This window comes from Megasphaera sp. ASD88, from assembly GCF_002287425.1.
Classification (GTDB): Bacteria; Bacillota; Negativicutes; order Veillonellales; family Megasphaeraceae; genus Megasphaera; species Megasphaera stantonii.
The window spans coordinates 107,894-122,023 of sequence record NZ_NQXW01000003.1 but is presented as its reverse complement, the minus strand read 5'-3'; the positions used below and the strand labels follow the sequence as shown (position 1 = coordinate 122,023).

Sequence of the window (14,130 nt, the reverse complement as noted above, 5' to 3'; positions counted from 1 at the left end):
TAAACCTAACCGACCAGGCTGCCGATCTGATATACGGCGAAGGTAATAATCCAGGCGACAAAAATCTGAAAGGCCACGGAAAAAGCCGTCCATTTCCAGCTCTGCGATTCCGCATGTATCGTGGCGATCGTAGCCGCGCAGGGAACGTACAGCAGGGAAAACAGCATCATGCAGTAGCCGTTGAGGGCTGTAAACCCGCTCTGTCCCAGCGTCGCCGCCAAGGCGGCCAGGGCGGCCGTCGAGTTGATATTCAGGCCGTCAAATAATACGGCAAAGCTCGATACGACGACTTCCTTCGCCGAAATTCCGGCGATAAGAGCCACCGTAATCTGCCAATATCCCAGCCCGATAGGCGCAAAAAAGGGCGTCAGGCCCCGGCCGATCAGCGCGCCGAAGCTGTTGGCCATATCGCCGTATCCGCTCGGGCCAAAGTTTAAAATAAACCACATGATAATAGACGCGGCGAAGATAATCGTACCGGCTCGGCTGAGGTAATCCTTTACCTTTTCCCATACGTAAATCGCCACGGTCCGGCTGCTGGGCCGCTTGTATTCGGGCAGCTCGATGAGCAGCGCGTTGTCCGACGTGTCTTTGCGTATCACATTGATCGCCAGCAGCGATACCAGGGCGACGACGATGCCGATGATGTACATGGAATAGGCCGCCAGCATGGCATGGTTCGGAAAAAACATGCCGGAAAATAAAATATAGATAGGCAGTCTGGCGCTGCACGACATGAACGGCGTAACCAGCATTGTCCGATACCGGTCTTCCTTATTTTCCAGAGCTCTGGAAGCCATGATAGCCGGCACGCTGCAGCCAAAGCCCAGTATCATCGGAATAAAGGCCCGTCCCGACAGGCCCATCTTATTCATAATATCGTTCATAATATAGGCTACGCGGGACATGTAGCCGCTGTCTTCCAAAAGGGCCAGGGCAAAGAACAAAATACAAATATTCGGCAAAAACGTCAAGATGCCGCCGACGCCGGCAATGATGCCGTCGCACACCAGGGAGACGACCATGTCGCCCGCTCCGGCCGCAGCCAGAATAGCCCCTGCGCCCTGCGACAAGAAGTCTATCGCTTCTTCAAAATACTCCTTCAGCATATCGCCGATGAAGAAAGTCAGGAAGAAGACGACGGCCATGATGCAGAGGAACACGGGGATACTGAGCCAGTTGCTCGTCAGTATCTTGTCGGCATAGTCCGTCGCCGCCGCCCGGGCCGCCCGGTTGACGACGACTTCCTGTATGATTTCCTCTATAAAATTATATTTTTCGTTGATGATGTCCGTTTCATAGCTGCGGTCTATGACATGGGCCGGATCATCGACGGGAAAATTCTTCGTCACTTCCGGGTCCATTTCCAGCAGCTTCAAGGCATGCCAGCGATGGTTGTAAATATCAGGATACCGTTCGTGCAGCATGCTTCGCACCGCGTCGATTTTGTCCTCCAGGGCGTCGCTGTACACCATGGCAAATTCGTCGTGATGGTTGTGGCGGTGCTTCGTCTCATCGGAATGGTTGTGGATCAGCCTGTCCGGCCGCACATGGCCGCGATGGTGGACCGCTGCGTGCAGCAGCACGCTCAGGCCTCGCCGCTTCAGGGCCGACACGGGGATGACCGGTACGCCCAGCATTTCCGGCAGGCGGTGCAGGTCGATTTCCATTCCCCGCTTTTCTACGATATCCATCATGTTCAGGGCGACGACGACGGGCTTGCCTAACTCCAGAAGCTGCAGCGTCAGATACAGATTCCGCTCCAGCGCCGACGCGTCTACGACGTCGACGATGACGTCGACCTGATCGCTTAAAATAAAATTACGGGAAACCTGCTCTTCCATCGTATAAGACGTCAGGCTGTACGTCCCCGGCAAGTCGACCAGATGGATATGGACGCCGTGGGAATCGATGGCCCCCTCTACTTTTTCTACAGTAACGCCAGGCCAGTTCGCCACTTTCAAATTAGCTCCCGTATAGGCGTTAAACAACGTCGTCTTTCCGCAATTCGGATTGCCGATAAAGGCGACGGTCATTTCTGACGGTTTCTGTTCCATACTGCTCACGGTACGAAGCGGATCCGTTTGTCCTTGCACTTCCGCTTTCATACGATTCAACTCCTTACTTCAATATGTGATGAAATCCCCTTGCCGAGGGCCAGCCGCGTACTGCGCATCTGGATGATCATCGTGCCGGCGTTTTTATTGTTGAGAACCGACACCTTCGTTCCCTTGATCATTCCCAGCGCCTGAAGGCGCCGTTCCATGTTCTGCGGCAGATGCAGGGCTTCCACGATATACGTATCGCCTGCGATTCCATGATCCAAAGTCATTGTCTCATCCCCCTAACGAGCCCGTTCCGGTCCGTAGGCGTTGTCGCCGGACGTCCCCTTCACGGTAAAAAAGCCCAAATAGGATACGGCCATGATCGACTGGGCCGCCGTCGCCGCCGTATCCATACCGGCAATCGGCAGGACATAGCTGGCCAGATAACAGGCAAAGGGAATGATAAACAAAGCTCCCTGCTTGTTCATGTCGTGACAGCGGCGGACACCTAAGGACAGCTGCGACCAGATGACCGGTATAGAAAGCAGCACGAAGATGATGCCGAACACAGCGGCGTAATCCATGCGGTTGATCAGCACGGCTTCGGCGAAGCGGCTGTACAAAATAGCCGAAAACATGAGCTGGGCAAACATGAGGACCAGCGTCCTCATGATAAAGGAACGGCGCGGCAGGCGGCCTGTGAAGACGAAATACTTCGCCTTCAGCTCCGCCAGGCTGCGGAAGCTCAGCGTACTGCTGTCGCTGCCCGGGCCGACGGGCATGGACAAGCCGCGGTGGATGCGGGCTGCCGGGCCGGAGCGCTTCTTTAATTGTATCTTTTTATGCTTTGCCATAGGTATTCCCTCCGATAAGACCTTTTTCCATTTTTTACTACGTACCAATGGTATCATATTCTTGGCCTCGACTCAATTCATTTTCTGCAAATTATGGTATAATACACTTGCACCGATACAATGAAAAAGGAGGAGCTTCATGAAAAAAGGAGTATACCATAAAGACAAATATACATTCAGCGGAATGCTGAGCGACGAAGCCTTGTGGACCTTCGAATTCTTCAGCAAATCGTTGGCCGATACCCTGTCTGATTACCTGGACGTCATGGAGGAAAACCATCTCTGCATTCCCGCCGACGACGCGGACGAGCTGTTCGACATGCTGGAAGATATCAGCGCCGACCTGCGGGACGATTATCATGCAGACTGCCTGCAATTAGGCCGGTTCAGAGAAAACATACTGGCCTTCTACGACCTGGCCTTTTCTCTTTGCAGCGACCTGGAAGACGATCTGTCCGACGCGCCCCTCGAAGCCGTCTATTACAGCCAAGTATTCGTCCAGGGCCTCAAGCACTTCCTGCCGGTCATGCTGCAAAGCCTGCTCATGGACCTGCCGGAAAGTCAAAAACTACAGCAATTTATAGAGCAAATACAACGAGACTTCTCCGGACTCGCTCCTTTGGACATCCACGGAAGCCGTTTAAATTAACCTGCCCAGGAGGAAACATCTATCATGACAACATATACCTTTACCGGCTTGACCGGTTCGGACGGTTTGCTGACCTTTAATTTTTTCTGTGAATCCCTTGTCGGCGCCCTTCATACGCTCCATCACGTCCTGGAAGACAACGGCGCGGAAATGCCGGAAAAAGCGGCGGGCCTTCCGAAGGCTCTGGCCGATATGGGCTCCCATCTTCTGGAGGACTACGGGAAAAACGAGCTCCATTTAGACCGCTTCAAGCAAGAGCTGCTCGATTTTTACGACCTGGCCTTCACGGTAAATGACGAGCTGGCGCCGATGATTTTAAAAGGCGACGACGGGCTGCAGTATTATTATTACGTATACATGCAGGGCGTCAACCTCTTTTTCCCAAACATATTGGAAAGCATCCTCCGCGACCTGCCGGAAGGAACGGATCCGCAGCCCTTTATCGCCGATATTTCCCGCAGCTTCGCCGTTCTTTCATCGCCGCAGGCATAACTGCAAAAAAAGCGCCTTGCGGCGCTTTTTCTATTTCAAGATGAAGAAATACACAAACGATACGACGGCGACTAAAAACCGGTAGCAGGCAAAGGACGTAAGGGTCGATTTATTGAGAAATTTCAGGAACCACAATACGGAAATATACGCTACGATAAAGGCCGTCACAAAGCCGATGGCAATCATGACCAAATCGCCGCTGTCCAATACGGACCAGCTCTTCAGCAAATCGTAAAAGCAGGCGATGATCATGACCGGCACGGCAATGATAAAGGAAAAATCTGCTGCTGCCTTCCGGCTCAGCCCCAGAAATAAGCCGCCGGCAATGGTCGAGCCGGAGCGGGAAAAGCCGGGCCACAAGGCGAACATCTGAAAGGCGCCGACTAAAAATGCCTGCAAGATGGTCATCTTTTCCACATCGTCGCATAACACGCGTATTTTCGCCCGTTCGGCCAGCAGCATGAACACGCCGCCGATGACCAAGCCGATAATGACGGTGCCGACGGAAAAGAGATACGTTTTGATCACTCCATGGGCAAAGTAGCCGATGATCATGACCGGCACGATGCCCGCTCCCACGTGAGCCAGCGTCAGCCCCGTATCATTGCGCCGCCAATTCTGCGGGCGCAGCATATCCCAGCAGCGGTACTGCCGCAGCATGCGGATAAATTTTTCTTTATAAATCACCAGAACCGACAAAATAGCGCCGAGCTGAATAAATACTTCAAATACGCTGGCCCTCGGCCCCGTAAATCCCAGCCAGTCGCCGACGAGAATCATGTGGCCCGTCGAAGAAATAGGCAGGTATTCCGTTACCCCTTCGACGATCCCCAAGATGACGGCAATCATATAGTCACCCATCGTTATCTGCTCCTTTTATTGAAATCAAACAAACGCTTTTGTCATTATACCATGACGTACAGGAGAAAAAAAGAGCAAAATAAAACGCCGCAGAATCAACAGGCTCTGCGGCGTTTTACGCACGTACGGGGAAATCAGTCGAGGGACATTACATGTTTCGGATCTTCGATTGTAAATTTAGCATACTTGGGATCGCCGTTGTGTTCGAAATACAACGTGTTGCCTTCCAAGCTGCCGCGCCAGCTGACGATAATCGGGCATTCCTTGCTCAAGTCCTTCAGCATCTGAACCGGATTGAGGTTCAAAATCGGGGCGAACAGGAATTCGACGTTATCGATCATGACAACGCGGGCGTTGAGGCGGTGAATCGCCGTCGAAATGAGGGAAATAGCTTTTTCCGGACGGTCGGCCCGAGGAATTTCCAAGAATTCGTCGTCGAAGAGCTCGCGGGCTTCGCAAATCTTCCAGCCATCCTGGAACGTCAGTTCACGGATGAGCTTGCTCTTGCCGGAGCCGGGACCGCCGATAAGGATAAGCAGCTTTTCATCTTCCTGAGCAATGTACTTCCACCGTTTTAAAACATCTGCATCTGTAACCATGAAAATCACCTTCATCTGCTAGTATTAGTTATATTTATTATACTGGATGTCAGTCATATAAGTAAAGCATTTTTGCTATTTTATTTGTATATACTTGAAGAATCGTCCCGCGCCGCCGTCAGGACTGCAGGCCGTAACGGGCCATTGGGTCCTGCAGATTCTGAATAGGCGCGCTGATCAGCAGCACATCTTCCACATAGCGGCTGGCGTGGTTGACGACGAAGACCAGGGAAACGCCCTTCTGGAAAGGGCTGTCGTAGTAATAGGCGTCGACGGATTTCTCCGCTTCCGGCCCAACTTCGACCCGGTCGGGCCGTCCGTACAGGGACAATACCGTCGAAATATGATAGCCCAGCGCCGCGCCGCGGCTCGTATAGGCGTTGTTAGTCAGCAGAAAGACCTTCTGCACCATGTTCCGGCGGTCTACTTCGACGCCGTAATCGCCATAGAGCCAGAAATTGTTGCTGTCCCGTTTGACCAGGTTATTCCACATGTTGTATTTATTGGCCTGGAAGGGCTGGTTCAAGCTGAATCCCATGAGCGTAAAATCCCGTTCCGACCATTTATTCTGCACCGGCAGGGCTTCACCGCGGCTGTAGGGCGGACGCGGCGGCATGAGGGCCACCCGCTCGATTTTCCGATTGGCGACGGCAAAAATCATGGCACCGTCCCTCGCAGGATTTTCATACACAAAGTAATAAATATTGGCGTCGGCATCGCGCAAGACATTGGAAGGAATCCCCATCTGGCGAACCAGTACCTCGGCAGGCATTTTCAGGCGCAGGCCCCGTCCGAAGACGGCGTCTTTCCCGCTGGTCAGGAACACCGACTCGACGCCGATGCGGACGCCTTCCCGTTCTTCTCCCGTTTCCTTCAGGATATCGGCCGTGTCGTTGCGGCTGCGAACCCGCATGGCAATATCCTTGCCGTCATACTGCATCGTCGTATAATGGGCGCTGCGGGCATACTTCGTCGGGCTGCCGTACAGGCTCCGGACCTTGCGCAGGCTGTCGCCGCAGTGTATGCCGCCGACGTGAAAATCGCCGGCGTGCAGGACGCTGGGAACGGCAATATCCATCGCCCCGATTTCGTCCTTGGTCAATATCTTGCCGTTGGAAATCGGTTTCTTTTTGTCTTTTTATCAGCCTCTTCGCCTTCCCCTGCCGCCGTAGTCTGCTCTGCAGCGCCGGCACGACTCTGGACTGCCGTAAGGGCAGGTTCAGACTGGGCGGGACTGCCGTCGGCAGAGGCGGCCCCGACAGGCAGACAGGACGCGCACAGCAGGCAAAAAACAGCGAGTATAACCTTCTTTTTTCCGTTCATCGTCTTCCTCCTCATGGGGCGTTTGCAAAAAACACCCTTCGACACGACGGTTCAAAGGGTGTTTCACAATTATTTCTGTTCCGGACGGCTGAGCGGGAACAACAATACGTCGCGAATGGACGCGCTGTTGGTAAGGAACATGACCAAGCGGTCGATGCCGATACCCAGGCCGCCTGTCGGCGGCAGGCCGTATTCCAGAGCGCGGCAGTAGTCTTCATCCATCTGATGAGCTTCGTCATCGCCCCGTTCGCGTTCCTTCATCTGTTCGACAAAGCGGTTGCGCTGATCGATAGGATCGTTCAATTCGCCGAAGCCGTTGGCCAGTTCGCGGCCGTAAATAAAGCCTTCGAAGCGATAGGTCAGCAAGGGGTTATCCGGATCCTGCTTGCTCAGCGGCGAAATTTCCAGCGGATGGTTCGTAATGATCGTCGGCTGAATCAGGTTTTCTTCTACGTAATCTTCAAAGCAGCCGTTGATAATCTTGCCGATGCCGTCGTATTCGCCGTATTCGACGTGCAGCTTGTCGGCAATAGCCCGCGCTTCTTCTACAGTCTTGACGTCCGTGAAGTCTTCGCCGGTGTATTTTTTAACGGCTTCGATCATGGTCATTCTGTCCCAGGGCGGCGTCAAGTCGATTTCCTTGTCGATATAGGTAATCTTCATCGTACCGTACAGCTTCATAGCCAGCTGTGATACCATTTCTTCCGTAATCTTGATGACGTCTTCCAAATCGCCGTAAGCCTGGTACAATTCTACCGTCGTAAATTCCGGGTTGTGGCGCGTGTCGATGCCTTCGTTGCGGAAGCAGCGGTTCATTTCATACACCCGTTCCAAACCGCCGACGAGCAGGCGCTTTAAGTGCAGTTCCGGCGCAATGCGCAGGTAAATATCCATATCGAGGGCGTTGTGATGGGTCTTGAAGGGACGGGCAGCCGCGCCGCCAGCAATCGTGTGCAGCATCGGCGTTTCTACTTCCAAAAAGCCCCGTTCGTCCAAATACTGACGAATGCCCTTGATAATCTGGGATCGTTTAATAAACGTGTCTTTTACTTCCGGGTTGACGATCAGGTCCAAATACCGCTGGCGATAGCGCGTTTCCTTATCCGTCAGGCCGTGGAATTTTTCCGGCAGCGGACGGAGAGACTTGGACAACAGCGTCCATTTTTCAACGCGAACCGTCGTTTCGCCCGTATGGGTCGTGAAAACAGCCCCTTCGACGCCGACGATATCGCCGATGTCCAGCAGTTTGAACAAGGTATACGATTCTTCACCCAAAATATCCTTGCGGAAATACAGCTGGATTTCCCCGCTGATATCGCGAAGGACGCAGAATGCCGTTTTGCCGTGACGGCGGATTGCCATGAGGCGGCCGGCAATGCGGACGACCGTTTCGTCTTTTTCCAAGGCTTCCGCCTGGTCCTTCAATTCCTGGGCGTGGTGGTCCCAGTCGAATTTTTGACCGAAGGGATAGACGCCGGCGTCAATAAAGCTCTGCATCTTTTCGCGGCGCACCTTCATTTGGTCGTTTAATTTTTCTTCTTCTATGACAAGATTTTCTTTCTGCATTTCATCGGACATGATAATTCCTCCTATAGGCTTTCTTATTCTGCCGTAAACGGCAAAATCCGGTATTTCAATTCGCCTGCCGGCGCTTTGACCGTGACGACGACGGGGTTCGCTTCGTTGATCGGCTGTCCCAAAATCGCCTTGCCTACGGGAGATTCATTGGAAATTCTATTGTTGAACGGATCGGCTTCCGCCGTGCCGACTACGGTATATTCAAAACGGTCGCCCGTTTCTACGTCTTCCAGAATCACTTTAGAGCCCAGCCGCACCTTCGCGCTGCTGTCGTCAGATTCCTGAATGATTTTTGCCGTACGGATTTTATTTTCCAGTTCGGAAATGCGGCCTTCGACAAAAGCCTGTTCATTTTTAGCGTCGTCATATTCAGAGTTTTCGCTCAAGTCGCCCAAAGCGATCGCTTCCTGAATACGTTTGGAAACTTTAATGCGGCGAACTGATTTCAGCTCGTTTAATTCTTCCTTTAATTGTTCCAGACCTTCTTGCGTAATCAGCGTTTCATTTGTCATACTCGTACTCCTTTTCCCTATGACGGCAAATAGAAATAGTGTCAAGACACCTTGGCACTATTTCCACCTTTCTATTTTACGATAACTTTAATTATATGCGTATCTGTTATGTATGTCAACCAAAAAGCCAGCAGCGCCCTCACCCGGTGCTACTCCATCGCAGCCGCTTCTTCCATCATCCCATGGATGCAGTCCCTGAACGCCTGCGCCGTGTCGGCTCGATTGATGCGTTCGCGCAGGGCCGCCGAGCCGTACATGCCCTTCGTGTACCATGAAGCATGAGCCCGCATTTCCCGCACGCCGATATATTCGCCCTTGTAGGCCAGCAGGGCTTCAAAATGCTCCAGAATTTGCTCATACCGTTCCATCGGCGACGGCGGCGGCAGGATTTCACCCGTATCCATATAGCGGTATATCTGCGGGAAAATCCACGGATTTCCCTGGGCGCCCCGGCCGACCATGATGGCGGCGCAGCCCGTCGCCTCAAACATGTGTACCGCCGACGGGCCGTCTACGATGTCGCCGTTGCCGATGACCGGGATAGAGACGGCTTCTACGACCTGCCGTATCTTGTCCAAATCGGCGCGGCCGCTGTAAAACTGCTCCCGCGTCCGGCCGTGGACGGTAATAGCCGCCGCGCCGGCAGCTTCCGCCCGCTTGGCTAATTCGACGGCTGTAAAGGAATCGTCATCCCATCCGGTACGCATTTTTACGGTGACGGGAATTGACACGGCCTTTACGACGGCGGCGATGACCTGCTCCGCCTTGGGCAAATCCTTCATCAGGGCAGAGCCTTCGCCGTTTTTGACGATTTTTTTTACGGGACAACCCATATTGATATCGACAATATCCGCGCCGGCTTGTTCAACGGCTACCGCCGCCTGGGCCATGACAATGGGATCGGCTCCGAATATCTGCATCGACAGGGGATGCTCTCGTTCGTCGATATACAGCAGTTCTTCTGTATGCTTGTTTTTATAGCGTATCCCCTGAGAGCTGACCATTTCCGTGCAGACCAAAGCCGCGCCATAGCGGCGGGCAATGACGCGGTACGGCAAATCGCATACGCCGGCCATAGGCGCCAGGATGACCGGCCGTTCGAGCCGGACCGGGCCGATGGCAAAGGGCTTAGCAATTTCGTTCATAAATAATTCTCAGTCCTTCCAACGTCAGCATCGGTTCTACGACGTCGATGGCCTTCGTTTCCGGCGCAAGGACGACGGCAAAGCCGCCTGTCGCGACGACCTTGGCGTTGCCGCCCAATTCCCTGCGCATGTGATTGACAATGCCTTCGATCTGGCCGATGTAGCCGTAGTACACGCCGGCCTGCATGCTTTCCACCGTATTGCGGCAAATGACTTTTTCCGTCCGGCGGATTTCAATACGCGGCAGCTTGGCCGTGCGCTGCACCAGGGCGTCCGTCGAAATACCGATGCCCGGGCAGATAGAGCCGCCGAGGTAGTTGCCCTTCTTATCGACGGCGCAGAAGGTCGTAGCCGTACCGAAGTCGATGATGATGACCGGGCCGCCGTATTTCGCGTAAGCCGCCACGGCATTGACGATGCGGTCGGCGCCTACCTCGCGGGGATTGTCGTATTTAATATCCATGCCCGTCTTCACGCCCGGCCCGATGATGAGCGGCACCAAGCCGAAGTAGCGCTGGCACATGCGTTCCAGCGTCGGCATCACCGGCGGCACGACAGACGAAATGATGATCGAATCGATATCTTCCGAATTCACGTCGTTCAAGTAAAAGAGGTCGCGAATCAGCACGCCGTATTCGTCCGTCGTGCGCAGCTTGTTCGTCGAAATGCGCCAATGGTCCAGCAGTTCCTTTCCCTTGAATACACCGAGAACAATATTTGTATTTCCTACATCAATGACTAATAACATACGCTGTACTCTCCCTGCCCTAAATGAAATAATATACGGTTACTATAATAACAAAGTTTTTCTTCCTTGGATAGGTCTTGCCGTCTATTTTCCCGAAGAAAAAGCGGCATGGCGCAGCCCGTTCTGTACTGCGTATGCCGCTCTATCCTATTCGATTGCCGCCGTCCGGTCAGACGGGGCGAACCCGCACGTCGCCGGCCAGCACCCGCTCCATGCCATTTGCCGTCTCGACCATCAGGTTGCCGTTTTCGTCCAGCGTCACGGCCTTTCCCGTAAACGACCGGTCCGATGCCGAGACTTCTACATCCCGTCCCAGCATGCAGGACAATACCTTCCATTCTTCCAAAATCGGTGCGAAGCCCTGCTCGCCCGCCACGTCGTAGTATCGTTCCAATTCACGCAGCACGTCCTGCAGCAATTCCACCCGCTGTACGGGCACGTTTTCTATGGCAAAGCTCGTCACGGTCTTTTTCAGCTCCCGCGGCAGCGCTTTTTTGCCGAGGGCCGTGTTAATGCCGATGCCCATGACGACGTAGTTGATCTTTTCTACGGACGCGTTCAGCTCCGTCAAAATCCCGACCAGCTTCTTGTCGCCGACCAGGATATCGTTGGGCCACTTGATGCCGCAGTGGATGAGGCCGGCCCGGCGCAGCACCTTGGTCAGGGCCACGGCAGCGACCAGCGTCAGCTTAGAAACTTCCATAGGCGGAAAGGTAGGCCGCAAAATAAGGGAAAACCAAATCCCCTGGGCAAAGGGTGAAATGAAAGAACGATCGAGCCGTCCTCTCCCGCCGGTCTGCTCTTCGGCGACGACGATCGTCCCTTCGTCGGCCCCTTGGTCGGCCAGGCGTTTGGCCACCGTATTCGTCGAGTCCACCTTTTCAAAATACACGATCTTTTTCCCAAACAGGCCGGTCTTCAGCCCGTTGGCAATCTGCTCCGGCCGCAGCAGCTCCGGCGCTTCTTTCAAACAATAGCCTTTTTTCGTATACGATTCAATGACGTATCCCCGCTGTTTCAAGACGCGGATATGTTTCCAAACGGCTGTACGGGAAATCCCAAATAATTCGGAAATTTTTTGTCCGGATACGAAAGTCCCCTGATTCTCCATCAAATAATCCAGGATATCCTGTCTCATGCTTTTTCACTCCTAATACTAACGATACGATGCCGCCATAGATATAGCTGACATACCTATATCTTTGGGCATACAGAAATTGTAGCATAAAAGAAATCCCTGTCAATATCAAGAAAAAGTAATATAAATCATTACATATTTTATGTATCTGCCAGAAACTGTCTCCGTCACATAAAAAAGCTGCGACAGTGCCGCAGCTTTTTCATTTAGTTTTTGTCTTCTGATACGGTATTGCCCCACGGGCTGACTTCTACATGAGGCTTCTGCCCTTCCGCCGGTTCGGCGCCTTCGGCGCTTTCGCCGTCGCCTTCCGGCTTAGGCGCTTCCAGCGAACCATATTTAATCAGATTTTCTACCTGTTCGTGATTAATCGTTTCGATTTCCAGCAGCGCTTCTGCCATGCTGTGAAGAGCCTTGATGTTTTCCTTCAGCATGCGCAGTACGTCCGCATAGGCTTCGGTAACGATATCGTGCATTTCCTTGTCGATCAGTTCGGCTACGCCTTCGCCGTAATTGCGGTCGTGGCCCAGGCTCTTGCCCAGGAACACCTGGTCCTGCTGTTCGCCGAAGACCATCGGCCCCAGCTTGGAGCTCATGCCCAGGCGGGTAATCATCTGGCGGACGATGCGGGTAACGCTCTGCAAGTCGCCCGACGCGCCGCTGCTGATTTCGTTGAAGACGATTTCTTCGGCAGCCCGGCCGCCCAAGGCGACGCGGATCTGCGCCAGATAATACGATTTCGTCTCATAGGATCGTTCTTCATTCGGCAGCATCATCGTATAGCCGCCGGCGCGGCCGCGGGGAATAATCGTAACCTTATGGACCGGGTCGGAATTGGGCTGCAGCAAGTAGGCGATCAGGGCGTGGCCCGATTCGTGAACGGCCGTCAGGCGCTTTTCCTTGTCGCTGATGACATGGCTGCGCCGTTCCGGGCCGAAGCATACCTTTTCGCTGGCTTCTTCCAGTTCGGCCATGTTGATGACTTTTTTATCGGCACGAGCCGCCAACAAAGCCGCTTCGTTCAGCAGGTTGCCTAAATCGGCGCCAGTAAAGCCCGGCGTCTTCTTAGCGATAATATCCAAATCGACATCCTTGCCGAGAGGCTTGCCCTTGGCATGCACTTCCAGGATAGCCCTGCGGCCCCGCAGGTCCGGACGGTCGACGGTAATCTGCCGGTCAAAACGGCCGGGGCGCAGCAGCGCCGGGTCAAGGATGTCGGGACGGTTCGTCGCGGCGATCGTAATGATGCCCTCGTTGGCGCCGAAGCCGTCCATTTCTACAAGCAGCTGGTTCAGCGTCTGTTCGCGTTCATCGTGACCGCCGCCGAGACCTGCGCCGCGCTGGCGGCCTACGGCGTCGATTTCGTCGATGAAGACGATGCACGGCGCGTTTTTCTTAGCCTGGGAGAAAAGATCGCGCACGCGGGACGCGCCGACACCGACGAACATTTCTACGAAGTCAGAGCCGCTGATGCTGAAAAAGGGAACGCCCGCTTCACCGGCAACGGCCCGGGCCAGCAGGGTTTTCCCCGTGCCCGGAGGCCCGAAGAGCAGCACGCCCTTGGGAATCTTGGCTCCGATGTTGTTGTACTTGCCGGGATTGCGGAGAAATTCGACGATTTCCGCCAATTCTTCTTTCGCTTCGTCTTCACCGGCAACGTCTTTAAAGGATACTTTAATTTTTCCTTCACCGTGCATCTTCGCATGGCTCTTGCCGAAGTTCATCACCCGGCCGCCGCCGCCCTGGGTCTGCTGCATGATGAAAAACCACACGCCGATGAGAATCAAAATCGGCAGGATAGAGCTCAGCAGGCTCATCCACCACGAAGGCTGTTCAGGCGGCTTGGCGATGACGTTGACCTCCGCGTCGCGCAGGGCCGGCATCATAGCCGCGTCCGTCGGGGCGTACGATGTAAAAGACGTGCCGTCCTTCAGCTGACCGACGATGGCGTGGTCGTCCGTAATCTGGACTGCGTCTACCTTTTTCTGCTGAACCTGATTCATGAAATTCGTATAGGAAATTTCCGATTTATCAGCTTTATTTGTCGTAAACGCATCGATGATAGAAACGGCAACGATGATAATCAGTAAGTATAAACTTACATTACGCACAAATTTGCTCAAGATACTACTCCTTTCAAAGTAATCTATCATTAAGTAATGTCATGCAACCAATACAATATCTAT

At 53.7% G+C, this 14,130-nt stretch carries 15 protein-coding genes; 2 read left to right on the top strand and 13 right to left on the bottom strand.

Annotated features, from left to right (window positions below):
- Positions 1-5 precede the first annotated feature (5 nt).
- From feoB to CJ260_RS03525, 3 genes are read right to left on the bottom strand one after another with little or no spacing between them, the layout of a single operon-like run.
- On the bottom strand, positions 6-2,108 hold the full coding sequence (feoB, locus tag CJ260_RS03535) for a ferrous iron transport protein B (RefSeq protein ID WP_095629186.1): 2,103 nt from the start codon (positions 2,106-2,108) through the stop codon (positions 6-8).
- A 5-nt stretch (positions 2,109-2,113) separates the two neighbouring features.
- A complete protein-coding gene (locus CJ260_RS03530; protein ID WP_087476810.1) occupies positions 2,114-2,332 on the bottom strand; it encodes a FeoA family protein in 219 nt (72 codons plus the stop codon).
- 12 nt (positions 2,333-2,344) lie between these two features.
- Positions 2,345-2,899: a DUF805 domain-containing protein gene (locus CJ260_RS03525; RefSeq protein WP_087476809.1), complete on the bottom strand. Its 555-nt coding sequence runs from the start codon at positions 2,897-2,899 to the stop codon at positions 2,345-2,347.
- Positions 2,900-3,038: 139 nt separating this feature from the next.
- Between CJ260_RS03525 and CJ260_RS03520 the strand changes: the two genes are divergently transcribed.
- Both CJ260_RS03520 and CJ260_RS03515 read left to right on the top strand, forming a co-directional pair.
- Positions 3,039-3,548 carry a hypothetical protein gene (locus CJ260_RS03520; protein ID WP_087476808.1) on the top strand — a complete coding sequence of 170 codons (510 nt, stop codon included), beginning with the start codon at positions 3,039-3,041 and terminating at the stop codon, positions 3,546-3,548.
- A gap of 24 nt (positions 3,549-3,572) precedes the next feature.
- On the top strand, positions 3,573-4,040 hold the full coding sequence (locus CJ260_RS03515) for a hypothetical protein (RefSeq protein ID WP_087476807.1): 468 nt from the start codon (positions 3,573-3,575) through the stop codon (positions 4,038-4,040).
- A 30-nt stretch (positions 4,041-4,070) separates the two neighbouring features.
- Here the strand turns inward: CJ260_RS03515 and CJ260_RS03510 are convergent, their stop codons facing one another.
- From CJ260_RS03510 to ftsH, 10 genes are all read right to left on the bottom strand, one after another.
- Positions 4,071-4,901 carry an undecaprenyl-diphosphate phosphatase gene (locus CJ260_RS03510; RefSeq protein ID WP_087476806.1) on the bottom strand — a complete coding sequence of 277 codons (831 nt, stop codon included), beginning with the start codon at positions 4,899-4,901 and terminating at the stop codon, positions 4,071-4,073.
- A 134-nt stretch (positions 4,902-5,035) separates the two neighbouring features.
- Positions 5,036-5,500 (bottom strand): BREX-3 system P-loop-containing protein BrxF, encoded by a 465-nt coding sequence (brxF, locus tag CJ260_RS03505; protein ID WP_087476805.1) that lies wholly within the window; start codon positions 5,498-5,500, stop codon positions 5,036-5,038.
- 118 nt (positions 5,501-5,618) lie between these two features.
- Positions 5,619-6,602, bottom strand: a complete 984-nt coding sequence (locus CJ260_RS03500; RefSeq protein WP_143747671.1) for a hypothetical protein — start codon at positions 6,600-6,602, stop codon at positions 5,619-5,621.
- Entirely contained in the window at positions 6,599-6,823 is a 225-nt protein-coding gene (locus CJ260_RS03495; RefSeq protein WP_095629184.1) for a hypothetical protein, read from the bottom strand. Before CJ260_RS03495 ends, CJ260_RS03500 begins: the two co-directional genes overlap by 4 nt.
- Positions 6,824-6,892: 69 nt before the next feature.
- Positions 6,893-8,401 carry a lysine--tRNA ligase gene (gene lysS, locus CJ260_RS03490; protein WP_095629183.1) on the bottom strand — a complete coding sequence of 503 codons (1,509 nt, stop codon included), beginning with the start codon at positions 8,399-8,401 and terminating at the stop codon, positions 6,893-6,895.
- A gap of 23 nt (positions 8,402-8,424) precedes the next feature.
- The gene (gene greA / locus CJ260_RS03485) at positions 8,425-8,913 is read right to left on the bottom strand and encodes a transcription elongation factor GreA (protein ID WP_087476802.1); all 489 of its coding nucleotides are present in this window, start codon (positions 8,911-8,913) and stop codon (positions 8,425-8,427) included.
- Positions 8,914-9,062: 149 nt separating this feature from the next.
- A complete protein-coding gene (gene dusB / locus CJ260_RS03480; protein WP_095629182.1) occupies positions 9,063-10,058 on the bottom strand; it encodes a tRNA dihydrouridine synthase DusB in 996 nt (331 codons plus the stop codon).
- Positions 10,042-10,806, bottom strand: coding sequence for a type III pantothenate kinase (locus CJ260_RS03475; protein WP_087476798.1), 765 nt, complete (start codon positions 10,804-10,806; stop codon positions 10,042-10,044). Before CJ260_RS03475 ends, dusB begins: the two co-directional genes overlap by 17 nt.
- A gap of 169 nt (positions 10,807-10,975) precedes the next feature.
- Positions 10,976-11,944, bottom strand: a complete 969-nt coding sequence (locus CJ260_RS03470; RefSeq protein ID WP_095629181.1) for a biotin--[acetyl-CoA-carboxylase] ligase — start codon at positions 11,942-11,944, stop codon at positions 10,976-10,978.
- Between the two features lie 206 nt (positions 11,945-12,150).
- Positions 12,151-14,067, bottom strand: coding sequence for an ATP-dependent zinc metalloprotease FtsH (ftsH, locus tag CJ260_RS03465; protein WP_198643539.1), 1,917 nt, complete (start codon positions 14,065-14,067; stop codon positions 12,151-12,153).
- Positions 14,068-14,130: the final 63 nt, after the last annotated feature.